The organism is Enterococcus cecorum (assembly GCF_052119425.1).
In the GTDB taxonomy this organism is placed as follows: Bacteria; Bacillota; Bacilli; order Lactobacillales; family Enterococcaceae; genus Enterococcus_E; species Enterococcus_E cecorum_C.
The window spans coordinates 1-20,383 of record NZ_JBQKFH010000040.1; the positions used below are offsets into that span (position 1 = coordinate 1).

Below are 20,383 nucleotides of genomic sequence, written 5' to 3' on the forward strand. Positions count from 1 at the left end.
CTTATTTGCCATGGTCAGAAACTGTACAAGCAAATTGTAAATAAAAAAAAGAATCTCCAGCGTCGAGTGACTTTGGAGATTTTCAATATACCTCGTTATTGGGCGCTTACGTTTCATCCTTTAAAGCCTGCGTAAAAATAAAGAAACTTCCTAAAGTGATAAACAGTCCTGTATCGAACGCAGGATAAATAAAACTGATGATTAGTGATAATAAGACTGGCAGACTAGCACAGGCAATCATTATTTTTAAATTGTCGAGAAAACCATTTTTACAACGAATCATATGACTGTAAATATTACCAATCAGCGCAACAGTAAAGATATTAATTGCTAAATTGACAAAAGCTGGATATAAAACAAGTAAGATAATTAATACATACATCCAGATTGGGAATTGACTGTTTTTTACTTCTTGTTTGATTTTTTCACTGGTGATGCCATCTAATATTGGATTGTTGTAGGAAATGGCTAACTTGTTACCACCTAATAAATTACTTGTTAGCTCTGTACTAGGAAATCCAATTAATAGTTCATCTTTGGTTAATCCAGCACTAATAAAATTTCCCAGGTGATCATTGGTGATTTCCTGTTTGGTTCGTTTAGCCTCAGGATCAAATGTAAAGATGACGGTATCTGTTTGATAGATAAAGCCTTTTTCATTTTTATCATGTAGTTGCAGTTTGCCATTTTTAATACTAAAATCAGGCAAGTGTGAAACAATTGTAAGACTATCTTGTTTAATAGAATGGAAAACTTCTTTTACCTGAGCGGCTAAAGGTAAGGCCATTACTAGACTTAATAGAAGTAAATAGCTAATAAGCTTGCCAAAGGGTAATTTTTTAACCTCTTTTATTTGATTGAAATGAATCATTGAATCTTTCAATATTTGAATCATTCTGTATAAAAACTCCTCACTTGATTTATTGTTATTATTTTACCTAAGTTTATTCTAATTAACAAGCATTAGCTGCTTAAAATCAATAAATACAATATAAAATTAAGTTTTATGAGCATATGTTTTGCGCTATTTCACAAGTTTTGTTACTCTTTGCATGTAAACAATTTTAGGAGGTCTTGAATATGACTTATCAATTACCAAAATTACCTTATGCCTATGATGCATTAGTACCTACAATCGATGAAGAAACAATGCATCTACATCATGAAAAACATCATAACACTTATGTAACAAATTTAAATGCGGCTTTAGAAAAACATCCAGAGTTGCCAGAAAAATCTATTGAAGACTTATTAGCTGGTATTAATGAAGTACCTGCTGATATTCGCCAAGCTGTTATTAATAATGGTGGTGGACACGCAAACCATTCATTCTTCTGGAAAATTATGACACCAAATGGTCAAGGTGCGCCTGTGGGTGAATTAAAAGCTGCTATTGACGAAACTTTTGGTAGCTTCGATGAATTCAAGGCACAATTTAAAGCTGCTGCAGCAAGTCGTTTTGGTTCAGGCTGGGCTTGGTTAGTTGTTGATAATGGTAAATTAGCTGTTATTTCTACTGCCAACCAAGATTCACCATTAATGGAAGGAAAAACACCAGTTGTTGGACTTGATGTTTGGGAACATGCTTATTACTTAAATTATCGTAATGTTCGTCCTAACTACATTGATGCATTTTGGAATGTAGTAAACTGGGAACAAGCCAACGAAAATTATTTAGCTGCAAAATAATATCATTTGAGTTCCGAGTGGGAGGCTAAGCAAAAGGAGCCTCTCACTTTTTTTATTACTATTTAAGTAAATTGTACTAAAATAGGCTGTTCAAATGTTTTTGCTTATGTTAAAATGAAACCGCTATTAAAATTGTATTAATCGATTTGGAGTGATTAGAATGGATGATATCTTAGCTTTACAAAATGGTTCTGATATTCGCGGCATTGCGATGACAACAGATGAATTAAAGGCGAACCTGACACCAATTCAAGCCATGATGGTTGCACAAGGAATATTAAATTGGTATGCTGATAAAATTGGTCAAATTCCCACAAAATTAACAATTGGTCTTGGGTGTGACAGTCGTTTAACTGGTCCAAGTCTCAAACAAGCCATGATTGATACCTTTATTGATTATGGAGTAGAAGTGATTGATTTTGGTATGGCTACGACACCCGCGATGTTTATGGCAACCCAATTTGAACAGTTTGCATGTGATATTTCAGTGATGTTGACGGCTAGCCACTTACCTTATTATTATAATGGAATTAAAATTTTTACCAACCAAGGGGGCGTGGAAAAAGCAGATATTCAAAATATTCTAGCGTTTAGTCAATCAAAGGTTTCCTATAGTCTCAGTCAAGGTACTACTCGCCTAGCAGACTTGATCACACCATATGCCAGATTTTTAGTGCAAAAAATTCAAAACGTAACGAAGCAAGAACAGCCACTTTCAGGTTTACATATTATAGTAGATACAGGAAATGGTGCAGGTGGCTTCTTTGCAGAAAAGGTGCTACAAGTTTTAGGTGCGGATACTTCGGGTTCACAGTTCTTAAATCCAGATGGTCATTTTCCTAACCATATTCCAAATCCTGATAATAAAGAAGCCATGACTAGTATTCGTCAAGCTGTATTAACCAATCAAGCAGATTTAGGAGTTATTTTTGACACCGATGTTGATCGCAGTGCACTAGTTACAAAGAATGGGACTTTTTTAAATCGTAATAATTTGATTGCTGTTTTAAGTCAAATGATTATTCAAGAACACCCTGGTACAAGTATCGTCACAAACTCACCGACTAGCAGTCATTTAAAAGTTTTTATTGAATCACTCGGTGGCCATCAAGTACGCTACATTTCAGGTTATCGCAATGTGATTAATAAGGCGATTGATTTAAATAAAGAAGGGATTGATTGTCAACTCGCAATTGAGACAAGCGGACATGCAGCATTCAAAGAAAATTATTTCTTAGATGATGGTGCCTATGTGATTGCTAAAGTATTAATGCTTTTACCTAAATTAGTAGCAGAAAATCGCACTCTAGATGATTTGATTACAGATTTAAAACAACCTGCAGAAACGCTAGAAGTGCGCTTTAAACTAGAAGTTGCAGATTTTAAAAAGTTAGGGCTAGAAGTCATTCAATATTTCCAAGAGATTAAGATTCCAGGCTTTATAATTGACTTAGAAAATCATGAAGGCGTTCGTTTTAATTTAAGAGATAGTTATGGAGATGGTTGGTTTTTACTTCGTCTTAGTTTACATGAACCATTACTTGTTTTGCAGATAGAAAATGATGTTGCTGGTTTGATGCCTGTTGTATTGAAACAAATTCATGAACTAATGAATCACTTTCCAAAGGTGAATCAAGATAAATTATTGGCACATCTATAAATTTAACTTGCGAACGTTTTCAGTTGTGGTATAATCTTACCAAGACAGTTTTTTTGTCTGAATGAAATTTTGGAGGTTTTTCTTTCATGGAACACGGAACAGTAAAATGGTTCAATAATGAAAAAGGTTTTGGTTTTATTACGAATGATCAAGGAGAGGACATTTTTGTTCATTTTTCTGCGATTCAAACGGAAGGCTATAAATCATTAGAAGAAGGACAAGAAGTATCTTTTACAATTGTTGAAGGTGCTCGAGGTCCACAAGCAGCCGAAGTTGTTAAATTATAATTTTTACTATTTTTTTAATGAGAATGGTGGATAAGTTAATGATGGCTTATCTATCATTCTCATTTTTAAGTGGTCAGCTTTATTTAAAAACATTGCGAATATTTCTTTTTCTTTAAATTTTTGTAATAAAATTTGTGAGGTATTGCTCAACTATGTAAGTTATGGCAAAATCTATGTGATGTGTGCCTTAAATATTGTAGGGAGATATCAAGAAAATCCCGTAGTTTTCTTTTATTAAATACCAATTTTTAAGGTATTTTTATTTTAGAGGTGTATTATGAAATTATATCAAAAAATAATTATTGCTATATTGGGAGTGATTGCAGTAGTCGTAACTAGTGCGACGGTATGGGCTGCATTTGCCTATAAAGATGCCAATGCTACTTTTAATGCAATTAGTAAAAAAATTGAGCGAGCTACTTCACCAAAACGTGAAAAGTCCATCAGTTATGAAGATCGTGATCCAATTACCATTGCGTTACTTGGCCTTGATACTGGTGGTTTAGGTCGTACAGAACAAGGTCGTAGTGATACTATGATGATTGTTACACTTAATCCTAGACAGAAAAAAACTACAGTAGTAAGTATAGACCGTGATATTTATACTAAAATTGTTGGTTACGATACGTATGATAAATTAAATCATGCCTACGCTTATGGTGGTGTGAAGATGTCTTTAAACTCCATTGAATACTTATTAGACGTACCAATTGATCATTATATCGCCATTAACTTTACTGGTTTAAGTGATTTAATTGATGCAGTGGGGGGCATCACGGTAGACAACAAGATTGATTTTACACTTGATGGTGTACATGTTCCAAAAGGTAAACATCATCTAAATGGCGAATCTGGCTTAGCCTACGCTCGTATGCGTTATGAAGATCCAGAGGGAGATATTGGTCGTCAACGCCGTCAACGTGAAGTTGTAACTAAAATTGTAAATAAAGTGATTGGCTTAGATGGTGTTACCAAATATAAAAATATCCTTAAGGCAGTAGAAGATAATTGTTCTACTAATTTATCATGGGATCAATTGATGGACATTTCTAAAAATTATGTACCTGCGCTAGATAATATTAAGAGTTATCAATTGAGTGGGGTTGAGCCTGACTGGATGAGCGATGTCTATTATCAAGTGGTCGGAAAACACCGTTTATTAAATATTCAAAATTTAATCAAATCTGAGCTTGGACTACCAACTAGATCAGAATTACCGATTTCTGATGGATATTCGGATGGTTATATTGAAAAACAATTATATGATGATGAAGATGAGCCTTTAGTCGATGATGATACTGCTAAAAAAAGTTCAACTGAAAGTTCTTCAGATTCTTCAGAGCAAACGACTGATGAAGTTTATGATAGCAATGGTTATCAAGAGGATGGCAGTGATTATCAAGTAGAAGCACAAAACATTGCAACAAACGAATGATTAAAAAGCAATCTAGATTAATCTCTAGGTTGCTTTTATTTTGCTTTAACTCTAGATAACAATTTTTGCTAATATTTTAGCTGATTTTCATCTTTTTTGCTGTAAATATGATAGAATATAAAGATATGAAACGAATGTTGTAAACTTTTTTTTAAAGTTGTGTGACATTTGGCTATCCGAATATATTTTAGGGTAGAATAGAAGAGCAAGTTCATTTCAAGGAGCGTTTTATTTTGAAAAACATAAAGAAATCTCATATTCCTTTTAGATTAAATTTTTTATACTTTTTAATTTTTATTCTTTTTGTTGCATTGATTTCTCGCCTAGGTGTGCTTCAATTGGCGAATAATGATAAATATACGAGTAAAATTAATGCTTTAAGTACAATCGAAGTTTCCGAAAGTGCGCCTAGAGGCAGTATCTATGACTCTGAAAAGACGTTATTAGCGACTAATTCTGCTTCTCCTTCAATCACTTTTACACGTGGTGTTAATATGTCTGCGGCTGAGATTTTAAATTTAGCTACAAAACTTAGCCAATATATAGATATGCCGATTGATGTTAATTTGACAGATCGTGATAAAAGAGATTTTTATTTAGCTGATAAAAATCATTTAAAGCAGATTCAAAACCAATTAACAAAAAAGGAAAAAGGGTTGGATAACAGTAAGCAGTATGCGCGAATGGTTGAATTAGTACCTGCTGATCAGTTGGACTTTGATGATAATCAACTTAAAATAGCTACAATCTTTAAAAAGATGAATGCTGCCCAATCACTTAGCACGGTTTATGTTAAAAATGAAGGAGTGACTGATCAAGAATTAGCTGTGGTGGCGGAACATGCGACTGATTTACCAGGAATATCTACAGGAAATGACTGGAACCGTGAAATTCTTGCACAAAGTAGTTTAAAGAGTTTGATTGGTAAAGTCTCTACAGAAAAACAAGGGTTACCAGCTGAAGAAGTCGATAGCTATCTGAAAAAAGGGTATGCTCGTAATGACCGTGTAGGAACTAGTTTTATTGAAAAAAGCTACGAAGAGTACTTACAGGGTAAAAAATCAAAATATGAAATTTCTGTTGACGGTAAAGGAAATATCACCAGTAAAAAAGAGGTTTCAACCGGTGCGAAAGGGGATAATGTTGTTCTATCCATTAATGCTAAATTCCAGGAAAAAGTGGATGAAATCTTAAAACGTAACTATCAATCATTGGTAGACAGTGGTTTTGCGACTTATTCCCCAGGGATTTATGCTGTTGTAATGAATCCAAATAACGGTGGCATTTTGGCCATGAGTGGGTATTATCATGAAATTGCTTCTAAATCAATTGAAGAAAATGCCATTGGAACTTATATGAATGCCTTCGTCCCAGGATCTGTAGTCAAAGCAGGAACACTAACAGCGGGATGGCAAAAAGGGGTTATTTCTGGAAATCAGACTTTACTGGATGAGCCTATTTATATTCAAGGTACGGCACCTAAAACCTCTATTTTCAACCGTTCTGGCTATGCAAATATGAATTTAACTGCTGAAAAAGCTTTAGAAATTTCATCTAACAGTTATATGATGAAAGTTGCTTTAAAATTAATGGGCATTGAATATCAATATAATATTAGTTTACCGCTCATTAAAAACCAAGCCTCTGCTTATGAAGCGTTGCGTAATGCTTTTGCCTCTTATGGAATGGGTGTGAAGACTGGTATTGATTTACCAAAAGAAAGTAGCGGGATTCAACCAAGTATTGATCAGTTATCTGAAAAAAATAATGACGGTGGTAAAATTCTAGACTTAGCTTTTGGTCAGTTTGATACTTATACTACGATGCAATTAGCGCAATATGTCGCAACGATTGCTAATGGTGGTAATCGTATTGAACCACATATTGTTGAAGCAATCTATAGTAACAATGCTGAAGGTGAACTAGGCGAAAAAGTCAAAGAGGTAAAAGGTAATGTATTAAATAAAGTGGATATTACAGATGAACAATTAAATATTATTCGTAGTGGGTTTTATGACGCTGTTCATGGAACGAATGCTTTTACTACGGCAACAGCTTTAAGAAGTGCTAAAATGGATTTAGCAGCTAAGACAGGGACGGCTGAAACAACCGTTACTGATAACGGTAAATTGATTGATGTCGTGAATTTAAATGTGGTTGTTTATGGGCCAACAGATAATGCCCAAGTATGTTTAGCGGTAATGATTCCACAATTAGATGAAAAAGCTGGACATCCGAACTTAACAGTAGCCAAGGAAATTATTGATGCATATGTTGATACCTATCATGTGAAGTAGGAGTGATTTTTTGAAAGAGTTAAAAGTTGAAGGTCTAACAAAAACTTATGGCGAAAAGGTTTTATTTAATCAACTATCCTTTTTGATACATGAAAAAGATCGAATTGGGCTCATTGGGGTAAATGGTACTGGCAAAAGCAGTTTGTTATCGATTCTAGCAGGGGTAGATTTTGCCGATGGCGATCAAGAAGTTTTTACTAAGCCTAATGATTATACAATTGGTTACTTATCTCAAGAAACGAGTTTCCCAGATGAATTAACCGTGTTGGATGTGATTTTTAAAGGGGATAGTAAACAAGTTCAGGCGGTTAAAGAGTATGAAAATGCCTTGTTCTTACTCAATCAGCAGCCTAATCTAGCCAGTGCGCAACAACGTTTTACCCAGGCTGAACAAAAGATGAATGAATTAGATGCCTGGCAAGTAGATACGAATGCGAAGATTGTCTTAAGTAAACTTGGCATTTATGATTTACAGCAGACATTTGGCTCATTATCAGGGGGACAACAAAAACGCGTTGGATTAGCCCAAGTTCTAATCGATGAACCTGACTTATTACTTCTAGATGAACCAACGAACCATCTTGATTATGAGGTTATTTCGTGGTTAGAAAATTATTTAGCACAATATAAAGGGGCTCTTGTGGTTATTACTCATGACCGTTACTTTTTAGATCGGGTAGCCAATCGTATTTTTGAATTAGCGCATGGTCAATTAACGGAGTATATCGGTAATTACGAAGCTTATGTGAGTCAACGTGCAGAATTAGACCGTATAGCACAAGAACAAGAAAATAAACGAATTCAATTATATAAGCAAGAACTGGCTTGGATGCGAGCTGGGGCCAAAGCTAGAACAACTAAACAGCAAGCCCGAATCAATCGTTTTGAAGACTTAAAAGAAAATCTACATCAAGTACAAACCAAAGAATCGATTGAAATGAATTTAGCGACAACTCGTTTAGGTAAAAAGGTGTTAGAACTTAGACACGCGAGTCTTACACTGGGCGAACAGACATTATTCTCAGATTTAGATTTATTGATTCAGTCAAAAGAACGTCTAGGAATTACAGGAAAAAATGGCGCTGGGAAATCAAGCCTATTAAATGTTCTTGCTAGTCGCTTAGCTTTAACAAGTGGTGAATTAATTGTCGGAGAAACAGTGCGTTTAGCTTATTATACGCAACAAAATGAGGAAATGGATCCTAATAAACGGATGATTGCTTATTTACAAGAATATGCTGAAGAAGCGCGCTTAGCCAATGGTAGCAGTATGAGTGTCGCTGAATTGTTAGAACGATTTTTATTCCCACGTTACATGCATGGGACGCTTATTGGTAAGTTATCTGGCGGGGAAAAAAGACGCCTATATTTACTACGTTTATTATTGCAACAACCTAATGTACTTTTGCTTGATGAACCAACTAATGACTTAGATATTGAAACATTAACCATTTTGGAGGATTATTTACAACAATTTCCAGGAGCTGTGATTACTGTTTCTCATGATCGTTACTTCCTAGATAAAGTAGCCGAAAAGCAATTAATTTTTAATGGTGAAGGTCAACTTGAATTTTATTATGGTAAAATTTCTGATTATTTGGATGAACAAGCACAAAATGTAACACTTAAAAATCAACCAACTATCAAACAAGAGGCTACACCATCTCCTCAAAAGGAAAAGGTAAAAAAGAAACTTACCTATATGGAGCAAAAAGAGTGGGAGACAATTGAAGAAGAAATTGCTACTCTAGAAGAAACAATCAGTCAAATAGAATCTGAAATGCTTACTTGCGGTGATGATTTTACTCGTCTGCAAGATTTACAAAAACAGTTAGATGAAAATCAAAGCCAATTAGACGAAAAATATGAGCGTTGGGAATATTTAAGTGAATTTGCCAATGATTAAGAGGTGGAGAAAGTGAAACAATATCTGGATTTAGGACAAAAAATTTTAAATGAAGGACATATTAAAAATGACCGTACCAATACAGGAACTAAGAGCATCTTTGGTTATCAAATGCGGTTTGATTTAGCTGCAGGTTTTCCTTTATTAACAACGAAGCGCGTTCCTTTTGGATTGATTAAAAGTGAATTATTGTGGTTTTTAAAAGGCGATACCAATATTCGCTTTCTTTTAGCGCATAATAATCATATTTGGGATGAATGGGCTTTTAAAAATTATGTTGAAAGTCCAGATTACCAAGGGCCTGATATGACTGATTTTGGACGCCGTTGTTTAGTTGATGAAGCGTTTAATCAAGTCTATCAAGCACAACTATCAGATTTTTGTCAACGTATTTTAACGGATGATGCTTTTGCGCAAAAATTTGGTGATTTAGGAAAAGTCTATGGCTATCAATGGCGTCACTGGCAAACAAGTCGTGGGGAAGTCATTGACCAAATCAGCGACGTAATCGAACAAATTAAAAATACACCGGATTCTAGAAGATTGATTGTATCAGCTTGGAATCCTGAAGATATTCCTTCGATGGCTTTACCACCTTGTCATACATTATTCCAATTTTATGTGGCAGATGGTAAATTGAGTTGCCAATTATATCAAAGAAGTGGGGATGTTTTTCTAGGTGTGCCATTTAACATTGCTAGTTATGCTTTACTGACCCATTTGATTGCTCACCAAACCGGATTACAAGTCGGTGAATTTATTCATACGCTGGGAGATGCCCATCTTTATAGTAATCATTTTGAGCAAATGCAAGAGCAACTTTCACGTACGCCACGTGCTTTGCCTAAATTGTGGTTAAATCCAGATAAGAAAGATATTTTTGATTTTACGATGGAGGACATCAAAATAGAAGGCTATGATCCTTATCCAACCATTAAAGCACCAATTGCTGTATAGAAAAAACATCTAGGACGTCTCCTAGATGTTTTTTTATGTGTAGTACAAAACGGAAAAGTAGATTAAAATTGCGCCTAACATGACAAAAAGATGCCAAACTACATGCATAAATTTAACATTCTTTAGACTATAGAAGAAAGCACCGATTGTATAGGAAATACCACCTAATGCTAATAACCACGTGCCGATGGTGCCAAGACTATTTATGAGCGGTTTAAAGGCAATGACACAAAGCCAACCCATGATAATATAAACAATGGTTGAAAAGTGTGAAAGCTGTTTTACTTTATGCAAAGTAATTGACTTATATACGATACCGATGATTGCGATAAGCCAAATCAAGGCAAACAGTAACCAACCCAGCCAACCTTTAATGCTTAATAAACAAAACGGTGTATAACTGCCAGCAATCAGTAGAAAAATCGAATCATGATCAAATACTTGAAAAACTTTCCGCGCCTTCGTAAAAATCAAGCTATGAAAAAGGGTAGAAAATAAAAAGAGTAAAATCATGGTCGAACCATAGATAGCATAACTCACGACATGAATGGCCGAACCTAACTTTGCACCTTTTACTAACAGAATGACTAAACCTGCAATGCTTAGGCCAAAACCTATTCCATGGGTGATAGCATTGAAGATTTCGTTAATAATTAAATATCTTTTGCTAAAATTTTTATTTTCCATCAAAATTCACTCTCCTTATCATGAAATAGATGAAAACAATAAAATTTTCTGTTATACTATTCGTATAGTTATTATTTTACCCTAATTGCTGTCAAAATAATAGCAGTATTTAAAAGAGAGTGGATGGATTCATGAAAAAATTAAAAATTGTTACGGATTCTTCATGTACGATGGAGATTTCAACACGTGATGATTTAGATATTCACGTAATGCCATTGTCAGTTATGATTGATGGAGTGATTTATGCAGATGACGACCAATTACCTGGAGAAGTCTTCATGGAAAAAATGGCTGCAAGTCACGAATTACCTAAAACTAGCCAACCGCCAATTGGACAATTTGTAGAATTATATGATCAGTTAGGTGCTGATGGTTCGGATATTTTATCAATTCATATGTCAAAAGGACTTAGCGGAACAGTTGAAGCTGCTAGACAAGCTAGTCAACTTTCAAAGGCCAATGTTGTGGTACTTGATTCTGATACCACAGACCAAGGTTTATCTTTTCAAGTAATTCGTGCAGCTCAATTAGCTAAAGAAGGTAAAACTTTAGATGAAGTATTGCCAATTGTAGAAGATATCCAAAATAAAACCAAATTATATATTGGGGTTTCGACATTGGATAATCTGGTTAAAGGTGGCCGTATTTCGCGCGCGAAGGGTTTAATTTCAAGCTTTTTAAATGTGCGCATCGTTATGAGTTTTGAACATGGTGAGCTCAAGCCAGTCATTAAAGGTCGCGGTGCCAAAACTTTTAGTAAGTGGTTCGAAGACTTTTTATCAGAAATAGCACAAATTCCAAATATCAAACAAATTGGGATTTCCTATGCAGGAAGTCATGAGCAAATGGCACGTTTTAAAGAAGAATTGCAAGCAAGATTTCCTAAAATGCATATTCCATTTTTGCATACTACCCCAATTATTGCCACACATACAGGTCCGGGTGCATTTGCAATTATGTATTATTATGAATAGTTTCAAGATGAGGTTGCTGAGAAGTGCCTCATCTTTTTAACAGAATTAGGTGAAAATCAGCATGAAAAATTCAGTAAAATATTTTCTTTTTATGGGAATCATTTTCTTATTTGCAAGTGTCTGTTTTTTTAAATTGATTCCTAAACAGCCAGCGATGCTAAAAAATGATGCAACACCAACAAATCAAGAAATACGCAGATTGAATTATGTTGCTTTAGGGGATTCTCTTACAGAAGGCGTCGGGGATGACACACATAAAGGCGGCTTTGTTCCAATTGTGGCTGATTTGTTACAAAATAAGTATCAGTTAACCAGTATTGAATTTGATAATTTTGGTAAAGCTGGCGATCGAAGTGATCAGATTCTTAAACGTTTGAGAAAGAATGAAAAAATGCAAAAAACGCTAAGCTCGGCCAATATCATTACACTGACTTGTGGTGGTAATGATCTATTAAAAGTGATTCGCGAGCATATTTTTAGTTTGAAAGAAAAAACTTTTGTTAAGCCTCAAAAGCAATATCAAAAACAATTGACACAACTGATTCAAGAAATTCGCAAGTACAATCCTAAAGCCCCTATCTATCTTTTAGGAATCTATAATCCATTTTATTTGAATTTCCCTGAATTTACACAAATGCAAGAGATTGTGACAAATTGGAATGATGCAAGTCAACAAACGGTAGCTACATTTAAGAAAGTCTATTTCATTCCTATTAATGATGTTTTATTTAAAGGGGATGATTCACAAGTAGGAATTGTGGATAATCAGCAAGACCAAACTGGCACAACGAGTTCGACTGCAGATGAAAATAAGACTCAAACATCGAAGCCTAAAGCAGTGATTGTCAATGAGTTGTTATCAGATGAGGATCGCTTTCATCCAAATAATGTGGGGTATCAATTAATGGCTAAAGCTGTGATGGATGAACTTAGCAAAACCAAAACACTCTGGTATCCTGAGGTAGGTGATTAGTATGGAAAAACCTGGAAAAATTGAATTTCGTAAAGAGCAAAAGCAAATCAATTATTGGAAATGGGCAACCTTAGCTTTAATGGCGATTATTTTGGCCTTTTGTTTTGTTGTTGGTGTCCGCTTGAGTCAAGACCGGGAAAAAATCCCAACAGCCCCCAGTATCGCAGTTAAGGGAAGCGATATTTTTACCGTCTCAACAACGAAAAAAGAACTAAATACCTTGATATCACATTATTTAAAACAAGTAAATCAAAAAAATCAAATCGATTATCAGTTTACATTGAAAAATCAAGCCTTACTGACAGGAAAATTTGAAGTATTGAATTTTCCAATGACTTTTTATCTCTATTTTGATCCATTTGTAACCGAAGATGGCAATATTCAATTGAAAGCAAAAAGTTTGTCGATTGGTTCATTAGGTGTGCCCATCAAAGAAGTTTTAAAAATGGTGAAAAGCAGTTATGATTTACCAAAATTTGTGGAAATCCATCCTAGTGATAAATATGTTTTGATTCAGTTAAACAAGTTAGAACTCAGTGATCATCTCTATGTAAAAGCTAAAAAAATTGATTTAGTAAATGATGAGATTCAGCTAGTTTCCTATTTGAAGAAATAATCCTTTTCTTTAATGGTAGAATTCGTTACAATAAAAATTACCAATCATAAAGGAGTGATTCTATGCAACGTGCGATATTTGCGGGCGGTTGTTTTTGGTGTATGGTTCAGCCATTTGACGAGTTACCAGGTATTCATTCTGTCTTATCTGGCTATACAGGTGGACATGTGCCAAATCCAACTTATGAGCAAGTCTGTTCGAAAACCACCGGACATACAGAAGCAGTCGAAATTATTTTTGACCCGGAAATCATTAGTTTTAAGGAATTAGTTGAAATATATTGGCAACAAACTGATCCAACTGATGCTTTTGGTCAATTTGAAGATCGTGGGGATAATTATCGCCCAGTTATTTTTTATTTCGATGAAGAACAAAAGAGAATTGCCCAAGAGAGTAAACAAGCGTTACAAGACAGTGGTATTTTTGATCGACCAATTGTCACCCAAATTGAACCTGCTCAGGAATTTTATGTGGCTGAGCTTTACCATCAAGAATATTATAAGAAAAATCCGGCTAACTTTGCTCGAAATCATGCTAGACGTGCGGCCTTTTTAAAGGAGCACTGGGATGACTAAAAGTTTTTATCAGTTTTTAATGAGTAAAAAAGGCCCTAGTCATCTAGATGAGTTACAACTATTTGCAACAGCGGCGAGTGAAGATATCCAGTTTCCTAAACATAGCCAAGACTATCATGAGGTGTCATCTTATTTAGAAATGAATGCTGATTACTTATCTAATATGAGCCTATTTGATACGTTTTGGGCACAGTATGAAGAAGAATGCCAATAAAAAAGGAGAATGAGTGTACCGACCCCCAAAAGTTAGACCATAAAATCTAACAATTGGAGGTTGGTACAGAATTGTTCTCCTTTTTTTCATGCAGATAGAAATTATGTTATAATTGATTCAACAAAATAAAATTAAGAGAGTATACTTATGAAATTTCCAAAAAAACAGGTCATATCATTAGGAGTTGTAGCCATTATTTCAGCAACCATTGGGGGAAGTGTGGTTTATTTTTTAGAAAACCAACAAACCGATCCGCAGTTGGCTAAGGTGAATCATGTTTATCAACAAATTCAAGATAACTATTATGATAAGGTGAATCGCAAAACATTAGCCCAGGGAGCCATCAAAGGCATGCTAGATTCACTAGATGATCCATACACAACCCTTTTAGACGGTGAGCAAAAAACCGCTTTGAATGATAAATTAAGTAATCAAATTGTGGGGATTGGCGCAGTGGTGAGTATTTTAGATAACCAAGTAACCATTGTCGAACAACCGAAAAAAGGTACACCAGCCGCACAAGCAGGATTGCAAAAAGGGGATATTATTGAAAAAGTAGATGAAAAACCAGTCAAAGATTTGAGCATTGATGAAGTTGTTTCACAAATTAAAGGGAAGGAAAATACGGTTGTTCATTTGCAATTAAAACGTGGGCAACAAGTCTTTCAAAAAGCAATTACTCGAAAGGCAGTCCATTTATCTGCTGTGAAGAGTCAAATCGATGCGAATAATCCCCAAATCGCATTCATTCATATTGATACATTTGGGGTGCAGACTAGCCGTGATTTGCAAGCTGAAATTAAAAATTTACGCAAACAGCATGTGCAAGCTTTTATTCTTGATTTACGTCAAAATGGCGGTGGCTTGCTTGACGAAGGGGAAAAAGTAGCCAGTATGTTTTTAAAAAATGGAAAGACAATCGTGAAATTTGCTGAAAAAAATCAAGTGACTCAAGTAGATAAGGCCAATGCTAAACTAGATCATGGGTTTAAAGTAGAAGAGCCGGTTGTTGTTTTAGTAGACGGACAGACGGCCTCAGCTGCTGAATTAGTGGCAGCGGCTTTAAAAGAAAGTGCCAATATTCCAATCATTGGACAAAAAACATTTGGTAAAGGAACCGTTCAGCTAGTAAGTAGCCTGGATGAAGATTCTGAGATTAAGCTAAGTACGCAAAAATGGTTAACGCCTAAAGGAAATTGGGTGCATAAAAAAGGTTTATCACCAGATGTTTTGGTTGCCTTACCAACGGCTCAGCAATTGAATACTTTTAATAACCAGCTTAATAATCAAGAACCCTTATCTTCTAAAGAGCAACAAGAAATTTGTGAGTTATTTGCATTTTTAGGCATCAAAATAGATAGTAAGGACTTTGACGCGTCTTATACTCAGGCGTTGAAAAAAATTCAAACAGAAGAAAAACTGTCGGTATCTGGCAAACTAGATCAAGAAACACTGGAAAAAGTGAATGCGCTGATTTTTAGCAAATACTTACAAGAAGACTTAAGCTATCAAAAAGCAGTAACACAGTTAAAAGAGGAATTAAAAAATGATACCAACTAAATATCTTGATTCTTTTTGGCTATTTGTTAAATACTTGCTTATTAGTTTGGGGATAGCTTTAGTTTTAAGAGGGTTTATCTTTATTCCCATGATGGTGGAAGGCAATTCAATGAATCCGCTGTTAGATAATCGTGACATGATTTTAGTGGAACGCTTGACCAAAATTAAACGCTTTGATGTGATTGTTTTTCAAGAAGGAGGAACCACCTATATTAAGCGGGTGATTGCCTTACCTGGAGAAAAGTTAGCCTATAAAAAACAACAATTGTATATTAATGATAAACCAGTAAAAGAATATTTTAAAGACAGTCATCTTTCTAAAAAAGAGCAATCCTTATACTATGATATGAATGATTTTAGTTTAGATGATTTACTTGGAGTAGAGAAACTAGGTAGGGATAGCTATTTTGTCTTAGGGGATAACCGTCGTATTTCTAAAGATAGCCGCTCATTCGGTACAGTTTCTAGTGAACAAATTTTAGGAAAAGCATGCGGTATATACTATCCATTTACACATATAAAAATTATTTAATATAAGAGATAAATAGGACAATTTTGGTATTTTTATCATTTTTGTCCTATTTCATTTGTTTTAAAAAGAAATAAGACTAGTCAAACGCCCGAAAATACGATATTCTGTTTAATAGAGAACAAACATTCGTATAAGCGGTGGGAGAAATGAATTATTATTTAGCCATTGATTTAAAGTCGTTTTATGCGTCTGTAGAGTGTGTAGAGCGTCATTTAGATCCATTAGATATTAACTTAGTAGTAGCAGATACTTCTAGATCGTCTAAGACCATTTGTTTAGCAGTCACTCCTGCATTAAAGAGTTTTGGAATTGGTGGACGTCCAAGATTGTTTATGGTTGAGGAGCAAGTAGTGAAAATCAATCATCAAAGACAAAAACTAGCGCCTAATCATCGTTTTGTCAATCATTCAGTTAGTTTAAAGGAGTTAACTAAGAATAGCTATTTGAAACTGGATTATATAGTGGTACCACCTAGGATGCAGCTGTATATTGATTATAGTGCACGCATTTATCAAATTTATTTAAAATATGTTGCACCAGAAGATATCCATGTGTATTCCATTGATGAGGTTTTTATGGATGTGACGCCTTACTTGCATCAATATCTGGATAATCCTCATATTTTAGCTGAGACAATTGCCAAGGATATTGTCCAAACAACTGGAATAACTGCTACGGTTGGTATAGGGACGAATCTTTATTTAGCAAAAGTAGCGATGGATATTTTAGCTAAAAAAGCACCAGCGGATGAACATGGTGTTAGGATTGCTTATCTTGATGAAGGAAAGTATCAACAACATTTATGGCATCATCAACCATTGACTGATTTTTGGCGGATTGGACATGGTATTAGTCAGCGTTTAGCCAAGTTAGGATTATATACGATGGCAGATATTGCAAAGTGTGCACTCGCTAAAGATGACCAAGTGATGAATGCCAAGCGTTTATTTAAGGAATTTGGGATTCAAGCAGAATTACTCATTGATCATGCTTTTGGAATTGAAACGTGTACCATGCTAGCTATCAAAAATTATCAAGCAAAAAATCATAGTTTAAGTAGCTCCCAAGTGTTGTTTCGTGCCTATGAAATTGGAGAAACCTATTTAATCATTAAGGAAATGGTTGATAAGTTGAGCAGCCAGTTAGTCAAAGAACAACTAGTGACCACCCATCTTTCCCTTAGTTTAAGATATCAATCAATTTGTGAGTGTGATGAAGAGCAATTGCCTAAGGGAACTAAGGGGACGATTGCTTTGCCTTGCGCCACTCAATCTAGTCAACAGCTCATTCAAGCAGCTAGTCAATTATTTTCTAAAATTATTCATCCTAACGTACATATTCGTAGAGTCTCCATTCAGTTTCATGAGGTTTTTCCAAAAGCGCAAGCACAATCTGCGCAACAGCTTTCATTATTTGTAAATGATTCATCAGCGGCTTATGAAGATGGACAGACTGAAAAATTAGCAAGAGAAGAGCGGCTAACGACGGCATTATTAGATGTTCGCTTGCGATATGGGGATAATGCTGTTTTAAAGGCATCATCCTTACTTGACTATTCCACTGCGAGAATGAGAAATAATCAAATAGGAGGACATAAAAAATGAGTCGTTTATTTAACAATCAAGAGAATTATCAAAAATACTTTCCTGTTTTTCCAATGTCTTTAGATCATCGTGCAGCACAATTTGCTCCCTTTGCAGCTTTAAATGGTTTTGCTGAGACGATTGCTATGAAAGGGAAACAATATGATTTACGACCATTTCTTGCAGAAGATCAATTATTTGAGTTGAATTTTAAGATAAATCTATTGTCGCAATTAGATGATAAGAATCAAGCAATTAAAATAAACTATTTTGAAGAAGAGGATGGTAAAGATAAAGGGAAGATCAATGAATTATGTGAAAAAATATCAAAAATAGATTTTAAAAGAAAACGTATTTTGTTAGCTAATCAAACAAGTATTCCTTTTAAAAATATAATAGATATAGATTTTTATAAATAGTAGCATAACTTTTTCATTCCTTTTTCGTTTAGTGTATGCATTGATTTTTTCACAAAGTTGTATTATGCTAGACGTAGGAATGATGTTTTTAAAAGATAATTGAAAGCGTTTTAAGAAGGTGAGTTTCATGCAAGTAGATACTTGGAGAAGATTTGTTAATGGCGATAAAGAAATTTTAACATCCTTACCAGATAAAATAGCTTCTTCATGGCGTAAATGCTATAACGAACAAGTCGATCCATACTTGGTAAAGCCTAAAACTGTTTTAACAGAAAATGAGTTAAAATCATGTCAACGCCAACATCAAATTTTGATACATCTTGTAAAGAATGAGAGTAAGCATTTTAAAGAAATCATGCATATCAAACAACCTATTTTTATATTAACCGATGAAAATGGGACTATTCTGTGGCGAGAAGGAAACTATCAAGCTAAAAGTTATGCGAACGAAATTTATTTTAATGTAGGGAGTCGTTGGTCTGAATTAGATGTGGGAACTAATGCAATTGGTATGGCATTAGAAAATAAACAAGCAGAGTTTATGTCTCTAGATGATCATTATGCGATTGCTTCTAGACGATGGAGTTGTGCTGCAGCGCCAATTTTCGATTCAAATCAAGATTTGATTGGTATTTTAGATATTTCTACTTATAATAATAATTCAGTTCAAGAAGCGATGCTGTTTTTAACGACGATTACACAACGGATTAGTAATGCTTATATTCGTGAAGAGCTCAATCAAAAAATGGCTTTATTACAATATGCCGGTAAAAATTTGGACCATGAAATTCTTTGTGACTTACATAAGCAGATTGTTTATGTTCCCGATGAATATCAAGATTATTTCGAAATGAATCAAGAAATCCAAGGCCAGTTACCACGTGATTTGTTATATGAAGAAAGAGAAATTATCTTTAACAATGCATTGGTGGGTTATCGCTACAAGTTGTATAAAAAACTATCGGAGGAAAACGAATTTCATTATGTAGGTGTGCCGAGCAGCAATACAGCGTACCAACAATTTTTGAAAAAAGTGCAAAAATTAGCGCAAAGTAAAGTACCTGTTCACGTATATGGTGAATCCGGAAGTGGGAAAGAAGTGATTGCCAAAACATTACATATGAATAGTCCATATCGTCAAGGGCCGTTAATTACCGTAAACTGTGGCTCGATTAGTGATACCTTGCTTGAAAGTGAGTTGTTTGGTTATGCACCAGGCGCTTTTACCGGTGCAAATCAAGAAGGCCATGTAGGAAAAATATTACAAGCGAATGGTGGAACATTGTTTTTAGATGAAATTGATAGTATGCCTTGGAAGATGCAGACGGCTTTACTACGCGTTTTAGAAGAAAAGCAAGTAGTACCATTGAATGGGCAACCACAACCAGTTGATTTTAGACTCGTCAGCGCAAGTAATCAGGATTTAAGGAAACGTGTCCTTGCTAAGGAATTTCGTGAAGACTTATTTTATCGGATTTATGTAGGAAAACTAAGCATTCCACCATTACGGGAGCGTTTAGAAGACTTGCTTCCTTTAGTAGATCGTTTCTGTGAAAAGCGCCAATGGCAGATTGCTTGGAAAGAACGGTTGCTACAAATGGCGCGAACTTATCATTGGCCTGGCAATATCCGTGAGTTTAATAATTTTTTAGAAAGACTCTATATTTTTTATGCAGAGGAAGAACCTACAAATGAACAAATTTTAGAATTAATTACGTTAGGTAGACTCTCGGAAAAAGAAACGAAGCCGCAAGAATCAATTGAAAATCAAGAGCGAGAAGAAATATTGAAAGCTTTAAAATCTCAACATTATCATGTAACGAATGCAGCAAAAAGTTTAGGAATTTCAAGAGCAACACTTTATCGTAAAATAAAAGAATATCATATAGAATATTGAGAATTAAAAACAGGCTCTTTGTCAAGTAGTGTTGTTGGCAATTAAGTCAATTGGAGAGAAAGTTATTTTATGAATGCTTTCTCTCTTTTTTTTATTTTCTTTTCTTTTTTCAATCGACGCTT

At 34.7% G+C, this 20,383-nt stretch carries 19 protein-coding genes; 17 read left to right on the forward strand and 2 right to left on the reverse strand.

Features of this window, described 5'->3' with window-relative positions:
• Positions 1 to 106 precede the first annotated feature (106 nt).
• Positions 107 to 895 carry a DUF1189 family protein gene (locus ACTQZM_RS09720; RefSeq protein WP_441653644.1) on the reverse strand — a complete coding sequence of 263 codons (789 nt, stop codon included), beginning with the start codon at positions 893 to 895 and terminating at the stop codon, positions 107 to 109.
• A gap of 185 nt (positions 896 to 1,080) precedes the next feature.
• On the opposite strand from ACTQZM_RS09720, the gene ACTQZM_RS09725 reads away from it, so the two are divergent.
• The 7 genes from ACTQZM_RS09725 to ACTQZM_RS09755 all read left to right on the forward strand — a co-directional run bounded on the left by ACTQZM_RS09725 (position 1,081) and on the right by ACTQZM_RS09755 (position 10,231).
• Positions 1,081 to 1,689 (forward strand): superoxide dismutase, encoded by a 609-nt coding sequence (locus ACTQZM_RS09725; RefSeq protein WP_441653645.1) that lies wholly within the window; start codon positions 1,081 to 1,083, stop codon positions 1,687 to 1,689.
• Positions 1,690 to 1,849: 160 nt separating this feature from the next.
• The gene (locus tag ACTQZM_RS09730; protein ID WP_441653646.1) at positions 1,850 to 3,349 is read left to right on the forward strand and encodes a phosphomannomutase/phosphoglucomutase; all 1,500 of its coding nucleotides are present in this window, start codon (positions 1,850 to 1,852) and stop codon (positions 3,347 to 3,349) included.
• Between the two features lie 86 nt (positions 3,350 to 3,435).
• Positions 3,436 to 3,636: a cold-shock protein gene (locus ACTQZM_RS09735; protein WP_113784337.1), complete on the forward strand. Its 201-nt coding sequence runs from the start codon at positions 3,436 to 3,438 to the stop codon at positions 3,634 to 3,636.
• A 277-nt stretch (positions 3,637 to 3,913) separates the two neighbouring features.
• Positions 3,914 to 5,071: an LCP family glycopolymer transferase gene (locus tag ACTQZM_RS09740; protein WP_441653647.1), complete on the forward strand. Its 1,158-nt coding sequence runs from the start codon at positions 3,914 to 3,916 to the stop codon at positions 5,069 to 5,071.
• Positions 5,072 to 5,400: 329 nt separating this feature from the next.
• A complete protein-coding gene (locus ACTQZM_RS09745) occupies positions 5,401 to 7,368 on the forward strand; it encodes a peptidoglycan D,D-transpeptidase FtsI family protein (protein ID WP_441653657.1) in 1,968 nt (655 codons plus the stop codon).
• A 10-nt stretch (positions 7,369 to 7,378) separates the two neighbouring features.
• The gene (locus ACTQZM_RS09750; RefSeq protein ID WP_441653648.1) at positions 7,379 to 9,274 is read left to right on the forward strand and encodes an ABC-F family ATP-binding cassette domain-containing protein; all 1,896 of its coding nucleotides are present in this window, start codon (positions 7,379 to 7,381) and stop codon (positions 9,272 to 9,274) included.
• 12 nt (positions 9,275 to 9,286) lie between these two features.
• The gene (locus ACTQZM_RS09755) at positions 9,287 to 10,231 is read left to right on the forward strand and encodes a thymidylate synthase (RefSeq protein ID WP_441653649.1); all 945 of its coding nucleotides are present in this window, start codon (positions 9,287 to 9,289) and stop codon (positions 10,229 to 10,231) included.
• A 33-nt stretch (positions 10,232 to 10,264) separates the two neighbouring features.
• On the opposite strand, the gene trhA is transcribed toward ACTQZM_RS09755, so the two are convergent.
• Entirely contained in the window at positions 10,265 to 10,918 is a 654-nt protein-coding gene (trhA, locus tag ACTQZM_RS09760; RefSeq protein ID WP_441653650.1) for a PAQR family membrane homeostasis protein, read from the reverse strand.
• 131 nt (positions 10,919 to 11,049) lie between these two features.
• Between trhA and ACTQZM_RS09765 the strand changes: the two genes are divergently transcribed.
• The 10 genes from ACTQZM_RS09765 to ACTQZM_RS09810 all read left to right on the forward strand — a co-directional run bounded on the left by ACTQZM_RS09765 (position 11,050) and on the right by ACTQZM_RS09810 (position 20,261).
• Entirely contained in the window at positions 11,050 to 11,892 is an 843-nt protein-coding gene (locus ACTQZM_RS09765) for a DegV family protein (protein ID WP_441653651.1), read from the forward strand.
• Between the two features lie 61 nt (positions 11,893 to 11,953).
• Positions 11,954 to 12,865 carry an SGNH/GDSL hydrolase family protein gene (locus ACTQZM_RS09770; protein ID WP_016251928.1) on the forward strand — a complete coding sequence of 304 codons (912 nt, stop codon included), beginning with the start codon at positions 11,954 to 11,956 and terminating at the stop codon, positions 12,863 to 12,865.
• A gap of 1 nt (position 12,866) precedes the next feature.
• Positions 12,867 to 13,481 carry a YpmS family protein gene (locus ACTQZM_RS09775; RefSeq protein WP_441653652.1) on the forward strand — a complete coding sequence of 205 codons (615 nt, stop codon included), beginning with the start codon at positions 12,867 to 12,869 and terminating at the stop codon, positions 13,479 to 13,481.
• A 62-nt stretch (positions 13,482 to 13,543) separates the two neighbouring features.
• On the forward strand, positions 13,544 to 14,056 hold the full coding sequence (gene msrA, locus ACTQZM_RS09780) for a peptide-methionine (S)-S-oxide reductase MsrA (RefSeq protein ID WP_087663097.1): 513 nt from the start codon (positions 13,544 to 13,546) through the stop codon (positions 14,054 to 14,056).
• Complete coding sequence (locus ACTQZM_RS09785) at positions 14,049 to 14,270, forward strand: YozE family protein (protein WP_113784345.1); 222 nt, start codon at positions 14,049 to 14,051, stop codon at positions 14,268 to 14,270. Before msrA ends, ACTQZM_RS09785 begins: the two co-directional genes overlap by 8 nt.
• A 147-nt stretch (positions 14,271 to 14,417) precedes the next feature.
• A complete protein-coding gene (locus ACTQZM_RS09790; protein ID WP_441653653.1) occupies positions 14,418 to 15,830 on the forward strand; it encodes a S41 family peptidase in 1,413 nt (470 codons plus the stop codon).
• Positions 15,817 to 16,362 carry a signal peptidase I gene (lepB, locus tag ACTQZM_RS09795; RefSeq protein ID WP_113784347.1) on the forward strand — a complete coding sequence of 182 codons (546 nt, stop codon included), beginning with the start codon at positions 15,817 to 15,819 and terminating at the stop codon, positions 16,360 to 16,362. The genes ACTQZM_RS09790 and lepB overlap by 14 nt, the downstream gene beginning before the upstream one ends.
• Before the next feature lie 146 nt (positions 16,363 to 16,508).
• Positions 16,509 to 17,966 carry a Y-family DNA polymerase gene (locus ACTQZM_RS09800; RefSeq protein ID WP_441653654.1) on the forward strand — a complete coding sequence of 486 codons (1,458 nt, stop codon included), beginning with the start codon at positions 16,509 to 16,511 and terminating at the stop codon, positions 17,964 to 17,966.
• Positions 17,963 to 18,364, forward strand: a complete 402-nt coding sequence (locus ACTQZM_RS09805; protein ID WP_441653655.1) for a hypothetical protein — start codon at positions 17,963 to 17,965, stop codon at positions 18,362 to 18,364. The genes ACTQZM_RS09800 and ACTQZM_RS09805 overlap by 4 nt, the downstream gene beginning before the upstream one ends.
• Positions 18,365 to 18,491: 127 nt before the next feature.
• Positions 18,492 to 20,261 (forward strand): sigma-54-dependent Fis family transcriptional regulator, encoded by a 1,770-nt coding sequence (locus ACTQZM_RS09810; protein WP_441653656.1) that lies wholly within the window; start codon positions 18,492 to 18,494, stop codon positions 20,259 to 20,261.
• Positions 20,262 to 20,383 lie beyond the last annotated feature (122 nt).

Coding starts and splice junctions, on each gene's coding strand:
- lepB (WP_113784347.1), top strand. CDS start 15,817: ATGATACCAACTAAATATCTTGATTCTTTTTGGCTATTTGTTAAATAC.
- msrA (WP_087663097.1), top strand. CDS start 13,544: ATGCAACGTGCGATATTTGCGGGCGGTTGTTTTTGGTGTATGGTTCAG.
- ACTQZM_RS09770 (WP_016251928.1), top strand. CDS start 11,954: ATGAAAAATTCAGTAAAATATTTTCTTTTTATGGGAATCATTTTCTTA.
- ACTQZM_RS09725 (WP_441653645.1), top strand. CDS start 1,081: ATGACTTATCAATTACCAAAATTACCTTATGCCTATGATGCATTAGTA.
- ACTQZM_RS09730 (WP_441653646.1), top strand. CDS start 1,850: ATGGATGATATCTTAGCTTTACAAAATGGTTCTGATATTCGCGGCATT.
- ACTQZM_RS09775 (WP_441653652.1), top strand. CDS start 12,867: ATGGAAAAACCTGGAAAAATTGAATTTCGTAAAGAGCAAAAGCAAATC.
- trhA (WP_441653650.1), bottom strand. CDS start 10,918: ATGGAAAATAAAAATTTTAGCAAAAGATATTTAATTATTAACGAAATC.
- ACTQZM_RS09790 (WP_441653653.1), top strand. CDS start 14,418: ATGAAATTTCCAAAAAAACAGGTCATATCATTAGGAGTTGTAGCCATT.
- ACTQZM_RS09800 (WP_441653654.1), top strand. CDS start 16,509: ATGAATTATTATTTAGCCATTGATTTAAAGTCGTTTTATGCGTCTGTA.
- ACTQZM_RS09810 (WP_441653656.1), top strand. CDS start 18,492: ATGCAAGTAGATACTTGGAGAAGATTTGTTAATGGCGATAAAGAAATT.
- ACTQZM_RS09740 (WP_441653647.1), top strand. CDS start 3,914: ATGAAATTATATCAAAAAATAATTATTGCTATATTGGGAGTGATTGCA.
- ACTQZM_RS09785 (WP_113784345.1), top strand. CDS start 14,049: ATGACTAAAAGTTTTTATCAGTTTTTAATGAGTAAAAAAGGCCCTAGT.
- ACTQZM_RS09765 (WP_441653651.1), top strand. CDS start 11,050: ATGAAAAAATTAAAAATTGTTACGGATTCTTCATGTACGATGGAGATT.
- ACTQZM_RS09735 (WP_113784337.1), top strand. CDS start 3,436: ATGGAACACGGAACAGTAAAATGGTTCAATAATGAAAAAGGTTTTGGT.
- ACTQZM_RS09805 (WP_441653655.1), top strand. CDS start 17,963: ATGAGTCGTTTATTTAACAATCAAGAGAATTATCAAAAATACTTTCCT.
- ACTQZM_RS09720 (WP_441653644.1), bottom strand. CDS start 895: ATGATTCAAATATTGAAAGATTCAATGATTCATTTCAATCAAATAAAA.